The 7,919-nt window shown below is 71.0% G+C and carries 8 protein-coding genes; 2 read left to right on the top strand and 6 right to left on the bottom strand.

Translation table 11 applies throughout. The annotated features are described in order from the left end of the window. Positions 1-181: 181 nt before the first annotated feature. The 5 genes from VJR25_RS10530 to VJR25_RS10510 all read right to left on the bottom strand — a co-directional run bounded on the left by VJR25_RS10530 (position 182) and on the right by VJR25_RS10510 (position 5,577). Positions 182-676: a heat shock protein transcriptional repressor HspR gene (locus VJR25_RS10530; RefSeq protein ID WP_324114926.1), complete on the bottom strand. Its 495-nt coding sequence runs from the start codon at positions 674-676 to the stop codon at positions 182-184. Positions 677-737: 61 nt separating this feature from the next. After that, positions 738-1,727 carry a DnaJ C-terminal domain-containing protein gene (locus VJR25_RS10525; protein WP_324114925.1) on the bottom strand — a complete coding sequence of 330 codons (990 nt, stop codon included), beginning with the start codon at positions 1,725-1,727 and terminating at the stop codon, positions 738-740. Between the two features lie 9 nt (positions 1,728-1,736). Next, the gene (locus VJR25_RS10520) at positions 1,737-2,357 is read right to left on the bottom strand and encodes a nucleotide exchange factor GrpE (protein ID WP_324114924.1); all 621 of its coding nucleotides are present in this window, start codon (positions 2,355-2,357) and stop codon (positions 1,737-1,739) included. 2 nt (positions 2,358-2,359) lie between these two features. Continuing rightward, positions 2,360-4,228 carry a molecular chaperone DnaK gene (dnaK, locus tag VJR25_RS10515; RefSeq protein ID WP_324114923.1) on the bottom strand — a complete coding sequence of 623 codons (1,869 nt, stop codon included), beginning with the start codon at positions 4,226-4,228 and terminating at the stop codon, positions 2,360-2,362. 155 nt (positions 4,229-4,383) lie between these two features. Then, positions 4,384-5,577: a class I SAM-dependent methyltransferase gene (locus VJR25_RS10510; protein WP_324114922.1), complete on the bottom strand. Its 1,194-nt coding sequence runs from the start codon at positions 5,575-5,577 to the stop codon at positions 4,384-4,386. A gap of 136 nt (positions 5,578-5,713) precedes the next feature. Here VJR25_RS10510 and VJR25_RS10505 point away from each other — a divergent pair, with 136 nt between their 5' ends. Both VJR25_RS10505 and VJR25_RS10500 read left to right on the top strand, forming a co-directional pair. Continuing rightward, complete coding sequence (locus VJR25_RS10505; RefSeq protein WP_324114921.1) at positions 5,714-5,968, top strand: hypothetical protein; 255 nt, start codon at positions 5,714-5,716, stop codon at positions 5,966-5,968. Between the two features lie 38 nt (positions 5,969-6,006). Next, a complete protein-coding gene (locus VJR25_RS10500; RefSeq protein ID WP_324114920.1) occupies positions 6,007-7,332 on the top strand; it encodes an MFS transporter in 1,326 nt (441 codons plus the stop codon). Positions 7,333-7,472: 140 nt separating this feature from the next. On the opposite strand, the gene VJR25_RS10495 is transcribed toward VJR25_RS10500, so the two are convergent. Then, on the bottom strand, positions 7,473-7,919 hold a 447-nt coding region (locus tag VJR25_RS10495), incomplete at its 5' end, for a MarR family winged helix-turn-helix transcriptional regulator (protein ID WP_324114919.1).

Genomic DNA, 7,919 nt, shown 5'->3' with positions numbered 1-7,919 from the left:
CCGGAGCGGGCGGTGCTGCTGCGGTTCACGACGCTCGACCGCCCCTGACCCGTGACCCCTGACCGCCTGCCCCGACTCCATGACCGCGAACCCTCACCGACGTACGCGAACCCTCAGCGGAATACGCCGGGAGGCCGTATTCCGCTGAGGGTTCGCGTATCAGGGTGAGGGTTCGCGGAGGTCAGTCGTCGCCGGGGTCGGGCGCCTGGGCGTCCGTCTCGGGGTCGTGGTGCGCGGCGGGAGGAAGCTCGCGACGCGGCTGCCACAGCACCACCTCACGGGTGCGACGGATGCGGGTGCCGCGGCGCAGCGAGATCACCGAGCCGCTCGTCTCGGCCGCGAACACGCGGGAGCCGGGGCGGTTCTCGACTTCGACGCGCACCTGCATCTCGAGGGACTGCACGCGCACATGGAGTTCCCGCACGCGGTCCTCGAGCTCGATGATCCGCGCGATCGCGGGGAGGCTCATGCCGTCGGCCGACATCCGCGCCACCTCGCGCAGCTGGTGCACGTGGCGCAGCGAGTAGCGCCGCGACCCGCCCTGCGTGCGCGCCGGGACGACGAGGCCCAGCCGGTCGTACTGCCGCAGGGTCTGCGGGTGCATGCCGGCGAGCTCCGCCGCGGCCGCGATCGCGAGGATCGGGGCCTCCTGGTCCAGGTCATCGCTGTCGACCATGTGGACCACCCCTTTCACCCTTGTCCATTCTCACCGGTCGTCGGGCGACCGGAGGCTCACGTCACCGTGCGGCGGACGCCTTCGCCATGAGGTCGGCACGCGGGTTCTCCTGCGGCTCGACCTCGTGGAAGCGCTCCAGGGCCTCGCGGGCGCGGTCGTCGAGGTGCGCCGGCACCGCCACCTCGACCTCGGCGAGCAGGTCGCCGGTGCCCTTGGCGGTCTCGACGCCACGGCCCTTGACCCGCAGCACGCGACCCGACGGCGTGCCCGGCGCCACGCGCAGCTTGACCGGGGCCCCGCCCAGCGTCGGCACCTCGATGGTGGCGCCGAGCGCCGCCTCGGTGAACGTGACCGGCACGGTGACGCGCAGGTTCAGTCCGTCGCGCGTGAACACCGGATGCGGGCGCACCGTGACCTGCACGACGATGTCGCCGGCCTCGCCGCCGTCGGGCGAGGGGTGCCCCTTGCCCCGCAGCCGGATCTTCTGTCCGTCCGTGACGCCCGCCGGGATCTTGACCTTCATCGGCCGGCCGGTGGCGCCCTGCAGTGTCATCGTCTCACCCTTGGTCGCGTCGATGAAGTCGAGGGTCACGCTGGCCGTGACATCCTGCCCCTTCGTCGGACCGCCGAACCCGCGGAAACCGCCGGACGACTGGCCGAACCGGCCGGAGCCGAACCCGCCGCCCGGCTGGTTGAACATCGCGAAGATGTCGTCCATGTTCGCCTGGCCGCCGCGGCCTCCGCCGCCGAACATGCCCGAGAAGACGTCATCGAACCCGCCCTGACCGGCGCCGCCCGCAGTGAACCGGGCACCGCCTCCCATGGCGCGGACCTGGTCGTACTCGGCGCGCTGCTCCTTGTCGGACAGCACGGCGTACGCCTCGCTGATCTCCTTGAAGCGTGCCTCGGCCTTGGCATCCCCCTGATTGGAATCCGGATGGAACTGACGCGCGAGCTTGCGGTACGTCTTCTTCAGGTCAGCGTCGCTGACGGACTTGTCGACCCCGAGGATCTTGTAGAAGTCCTTGTCGAACCAGTCCTGACTGGCCATAGGCTCTCCTTACTCCGCGGGGACCGCGACGACGACCTTGGCCGGGCGCAGCTCGACCGATCCGATCCGGTACCCGGGCTCGACGACCTCGAGGATCGTCGTCTCGGTCACGGCGGGGTTCGGCACCTGCACGATCGCCTCGTGCTGCTGCGGGTCGAAGGCGTCGCCGACGGCGCCGTAGCTGACGACGCCCATGTGGCCGGTGATGCCGCGCAGCTTCTCGGCGATGGCCGCGAACGCACTGCCCTCGTCGAGGTCGCCGTGCTTCTCGGCCCGGTCGAGGTCGTCGAGCACGGGCAGCAGCGCCTTGATCGCCGCGCCCTTGGCGCGCTCGATCTCGACGGCGCGCTGCTCCTCGGTGCGGCGCCGGTAGTTGGCGTACTCCGCCTGCAGGCGCTTGAGGTCGTTGAGCAGCTGGGTCTCGAGGTCCGCGATCGCGGCATCCTCGGCGTCCTCCGCCGCGGCATCCGCGTTCTGCGCGGTGCCCAGGATGTCGTCGACGGTCAGCTCGTCGGACTCATCCTGCCCGTCCTGCGGCGCAGGGCCGGAGGCATTCGCCTCCGACCCCGAGCCCGGACGGACCTCGTCGTCGCCCGGATCGGGCGTGTTGTCGAAGTCCTTCTTCGCCATCGTTACTTCTTCTCGTCTTCCTCGTCGATGACCTCGGCGTCGATCACGTCCTCCTCGGGGTTCGGCACGGAGCCGTTGCCCGGGTCTGCCACGTTCGGGTCGCCCGGCTCGCCGGCGGCCTGGCTGGCGGCGTAGATCGCCTCACCCAGCTTGCCCTGGCTCTGGTTCAGCTTGTCGAACGCGGTCTTCACCGCAGCGTCGTCGTCACCGGCGAGCGCCGTCTTCAGTGCATCGACGTCGGCCTGCACGTCGGACTTGATGTCCGCGGGCAGCTTGTCGTCGTTCTCCTTGATGAGCTTCTCGATCGAGTACGAGAGCGTCTCGGCCTGGTTGCGCACCTCGGCGGCCTCGCGGCGGGCCTTGTCCTCGGCGGCGTGTTCCTCGGCCTCGCGCATCATGCGCTCGATGTCCTCCTTGGGCAGCGACGAGCCGCCCGTGATGGTCATCGACTGCTCCTTGCCGGTGCCCTTGTCCTTGGCGGAGACGTGCACGATGCCGTTCGCGTCGATGTCGAAGGTGACCTCGATCTGCGGGATGCCGCGGGGGGCCGGCGCGATGCCGGTCAGCTCGAACGTGCCCAGCGGCTTGTTGTCGCGGGTGAAGTCGCGCTCGCCCTGGAACACCTGGATCGCCACGGACGGCTGGTTGTCGTCGGCCGTGGTGAAGGTCTCGCTGCGCTTGGTCGGGATGGCCGTGTTGCGCTCGATGAGCTTGGTCATGATGCCGCCCTTGGTCTCGATGCCGAGGCTCAGCGGGGTGACGTCGATGAGCAGCACGTCGGTGCGCTCGCGGTTGAGGACGCCGGCCTGCAGTGCGGCGCCGACGGCCACGACCTCGTCCGGGTTGACGCCCTTGTTGGCATCCTTCCCGGTCTCGGCCTTGACGAGGTCGGCGACGGCGGGCATGCGGGTCGAGCCGCCGACGAGCACGACGTGGTCGATGTCGCCCACCTTGATGCCGGCCTCGCGGATGACGTCCGCGAACGGCTTCTTGGTGCGGTCGAGCAGGTCCTTGGTGAGGTCCTCGAACTTGGCGCGCGTGATCGTCTCGGACAGCGACACCGGGCCGCTCTCGGTCAGCGACAGATACGGCAGGTTGACGCTCGTGGACATGGAGCTGGAGAGCTCCTTCTTCGCCTGCTCCGCGGCCTCCTTGAGGCGCTGCAGGGCGATCTTGTCGCCCGAGACGTCGACGCCGGTGGTGTCCTTGAACTGCTTGATGAGGTACTCGACCAGGCGCTGGTCCCAGTCGTCGCCGCCGAGCCGGTTGTCACCGGCCGTGGCGCGCACCTGGATGGTGGAGAAGTCCTCGTCCTTGCCCACCTCGAGCAGGGACACGTCGAACGTGCCGCCACCGAGGTCGAAGACGAGGATGAGCTCGTCCTCCTTGCCCTTGTCGAGGCCGTACGCGAGCGCCGCGGCGGTGGGCTCGTTGATGATGCGCAGCACCTTCAGGCCCGCGATCTCGCCGGCCTCCTTGGTGGCCTGGCGCTCGGCGTCGTTGAAGTACGCCGGAACGGTGATGACGGCGTCGGTGACCGAGTCGCCGAGGTACTGCTCGGCATCCCGCTTGAGCTTCTGCAGGATGCGGGCCGAGATCTCCTGCGGCGTGTAGGCCTTGCCGTCGATCTGCTGGGTCTTCCAGTCCGTGCCCATGTGGCGCTTGATCGACGACAGGGTGCGATCGACGTTGGTGACGGCCTGGCGCTTGGCGGTCTCGCCGACGAGCACCTCGCCGTCCTTCGTGTACGCGACCACCGAGGGGGTGGTGCGGAAGCCTTCGGCGTTCGCGATGACCGTGGGCTCGCCGCCCTCGAGCACGCTGACGACCGAGTTGGTGGTACCGAGGTCGATGCCAACAGCACGTGCCATGTTGTGTCCTCTTTCAGTAGGGGTGTGTGAAGTCTGTGGGTCGCGGCTCCCGGACCTTCTTCAAGGGTTGAGCCGTGATGACTCAACTGTACTGCGGGCACCGCGGCATGTCAAATGAAGTTGAGTGCCGACGACTCAACTTTGGGGTCGGACGCTCAGCGATGCGTCGATGCCGTGACCGTGAACGTGCTGTTGCGCGCGATCTGCCGCGTCGGGCCGACGAGGCGCTGCAGGTGCGGCCGGTACTGCAGGTGGGAGTTCCAGACGCACCACAGTTCGCCGCCCGGGCGCAGCACCCGCGCCGCGTCGGCGAAGAGCCGCAGCGCGATCCCGGTGTGCACGGCCGCGCCGATGTGGAACGGCGGGTTCAGCACGATGAGATCGGCCGACGCATCCGGCACCGAAGCGAGGCCGTCGTCGCGGGTCACGGTGATGCCGACGCCGTTCGCGGCGGCGGTGAGCCGGGCCGACGCCACCGCTGCAGCGGACTGGTCGGTGGCGAGGATGCGGGCGGCGGGGCGGGCGCGGGCGAGGAAGGTCGCGATGACCCCGGTGCCGCAGCCGAGGTCCACGATGTCGCGGGCATCGGGCACGGCGTCGGTCAGCAGCGGCAGCAGGAACCGGGTGCCGATGTCGACGGTCGGCCCCGCGAACGCGGCGCCGTGCGCCACCACGGTGAGCCCGGTCGCCGGGTCGAGGCGGGTCTTCGGCCAGGCGGCGGCGGCCGGCGGCCGGGACAGTGTCCAGGGGGAATCGGCATCCCGGCCCTCTGCTGCGGCATCCGGGGCCGATCCGCCCTGCACATCGTCCCGCAGGTCTCGGGCGATGAGCACCCGGGCCTTCTGCCGGGCGTGCGTCACGTCGAGACGGGCGAATCGGCGCCGCAGCACCTCGTTCATCGCGACGGTCATGTGCTTCACCATGCCGCCGGCCACGACGGCCACGTCGGGCGGCGCCCATCGTGCGACGGCCTCGGCGATCTCGTCGAGCGCATCGAGCGAGCGCGGCAGGCGCAACAGCACCAGACGGGCATCCTGCAGCAGTTCGGCGCCGAGCCCGAGGGAGCGGTATGCGTCGCCGAGACCGGCGCGCGCGGCGTTGGCGGCGAGCGCCCGCTCCCCGACGAGCGCGTCCTGGTGCGTGCGGATGCCCCGGGCATCCCACCGCGCGGCGGCGCCCAGTGTCAGCGCACCGTAGGCGTCGCCGATCACCACCAGCCCGCCGGCCGCCGCGTCCGGCGCGACGTCCGCGGCCTCGTCGAGGATCAGCCGGTCGGCGGCATCCACCGCGTGCAGGTTCGGCGCCTCGACGTCCGGATGCCGCGACAGCTGATCGAGGTCGAACTCCATGCCTCTCACGCTAGACGCGTGGCGCCCCCGGGTCGAAGCCGCACCCGGGGCTAGACTGACCCGCGCACGGTGTGACCCGACACCTGCACCCGAACCGCGCGGATCGCCGCACCCCCGGCATCCGCCGAGGACCCTCATGCCCGAAACCCCCTGGTCCCGCGCGACGCCGCGCGGGATGCGCGCGGCCTTCCAGCGCCGGCTGATGATCGCCACCGGATTCGTCATCGTCGTGCTCATCGCGGCGATCGGCCTGGTCGGCGCGCTCACCGTGCAGACCCTGACCGCGCGGTCCACCGACACCGCCTCGGCGAGCGTCTCCCCCGCACCGGCGCTGCCCGACGTCGACCTCTCGCGCCACCCCGGACGCGCGCTGCTGATCACGGCCGTCTGATCCGGCCCACCGGGCCCCGCCCGCGCTACGGTGGGCGCATGACCGACGCAATGCCCGCATCGGTCCCCGCGACACCCGGCGCCACGGCGCGCACGCGCACGTGGCCGGTGGTCGCCTGGGGGCTCTGGGATTGGGGGTCGGCCGCGTTCAACGCGGTCGCCACGACCTTCGTGTTCACCGTCTACCTGACGAGCTCGCCGTTCGGGTCCAAGGGGCAGACGTCGGTGGCGCTGTCGAACGCACTGCTGGTCGCCGGACTCGTCGTGCTGGTGATCGCGCCCATCACCGGTCAGCGGGCGGATGCCTCGGCCCGCCGCAAGCTCTGGCTCGCCGTCAACACCGGGGTCGTCGTGGTGTGCCTCGCGCTCATGTTCTTCGTACGGGCGGATGCCGCCTTCCTCTGGTTCGGACTGGGCCTTCTCGCGGTCGGCACGGTCTTCTACGAGCTGGCCGCGGTCAACTACAACGCGATGCTCGCGCAGGTGTCGACGCCGAAGTCGGTGGGTCGCGTGTCGGGCTTCGGGTGGGGCATGGGGTACCTGGGCGGCATCGTGCTGCTGCTGGTCGTCTACTTCGGCTTCATCCACCCCGACGTCGGCCTGTTCGGCGTGACGTCGGCCGGCGGCCTGGCGGTGCGGGTGTCGATGCTCATCGCGGCGCTGTGGTTCTGCCTGTCGGCGCTGCCCGTGCTGTTCGCCGTGCCCGAGAACAGGGGCATCGCCGGGCGGGCGAAGGTCGGGCTCATCGGCTCGTACAAACTGCTCGGTCAGGATGTCGCGCGCCTGTGGCGGATCAGCCGGCACACGGTGTTCTTCCTCATCGCGAGCGCGGTGTTCCGCGACGGGCTCACCGGGGTGTTCACGTTCGGCGGGGTGCTCGCCGCGGGCACGTTCGGGTTCAGCGCGGGCGAGGTGATCATCTTCGCGATCGCGGCCAACGTGGTCGCGGGCATCGCGACGATGGCGAGCGGTCCGCTCGACGACCGGGTCGGCCCGAAGCCGCTCATCATCGTGTCGCTGGCCGGACTGATCGTCAGCGGCGGCCTGGTCTTCGTGCTGCACGACGGCGGCCAGACCGTGTTCTGGATCTGCGGTCTCATCCTGTGCTTGTTCGTCGGCCCCGCGCAGTCCGCATCGCGGACGTTCCTCGCCCGGCTCATCCCGGCCGGACGCGAGGGCGAGGTGTTCGGCCTCTACGCCACCACCGGCCGCGCGGCCACCTTCCTGGCCCCCGGCGCCTTCGGCCTGTTCGTCACGATCGGCGGCGGCCAGCAGTACTGGGGCATCCTCGGCATCGTCCTGGTGCTCGCCGCCGGCCTCGCCCTGCTGATCCCGGTGCGCAGCGCGCAGCAGCAGCTCGGCTGACGCCCGGTCACCCCTCGCGAACCCTCACCGAAAGGCGCGAACCCTAACCGGATCACTGCACTGCGGCGTATTCCGGTGAGGGTTCGCGCAGCCGGGTGAGGGTTCGCGGCCCGGGCCGTGGGGCGGGGCCGTGGGACGGGTCAGCGGGGCCAGGAGGCGGCGAGCTTGGCGAGCAGGCGCGCGAGGTCGGCCCGCTCGGCGGGGGTGAACGAGTCCAGCGCCGTGGCGACGGCATCCCGGCGGAAGCCGCGGAAGCGCTGCACGATGGACCGGCCCGTGTCGGTGAGCGCGACCCGGGTGCGGCGCGCGTCGTCGGGGTCGGCCTGGCGCTCGACGAGCCCGTGCGCGACGCCCTCCTGCACGAGACGGGATGCTCGCGGCTGATCGACCTCGAGCGCGTCGGCGAGCTCGCCCACCGTGAGCGGCTCGGATGCCGCGGCGAGCACGTCCAGCAGCCGGAAGCGCGCCAGCCCGGCCGCGCGCCCGTGCAGCTTCTGCGCGAACGGCGGCGGCTGATGGCCTCCGTGGTGGCCGTCGGGCCCATGCATCCACGGCGGACCGCCGAACCCCCGGCTGCGAGCCTCGGG

This window comes from Microbacterium sp., assembly GCF_035277845.1.
Lineage (GTDB): Bacteria > Actinomycetota > Actinomycetes > Actinomycetales > Microbacteriaceae > Microbacterium.
Note: the sequence above shows the minus strand (reverse complement) of the source record. Positions and strands in the feature narration are given on the sequence as shown.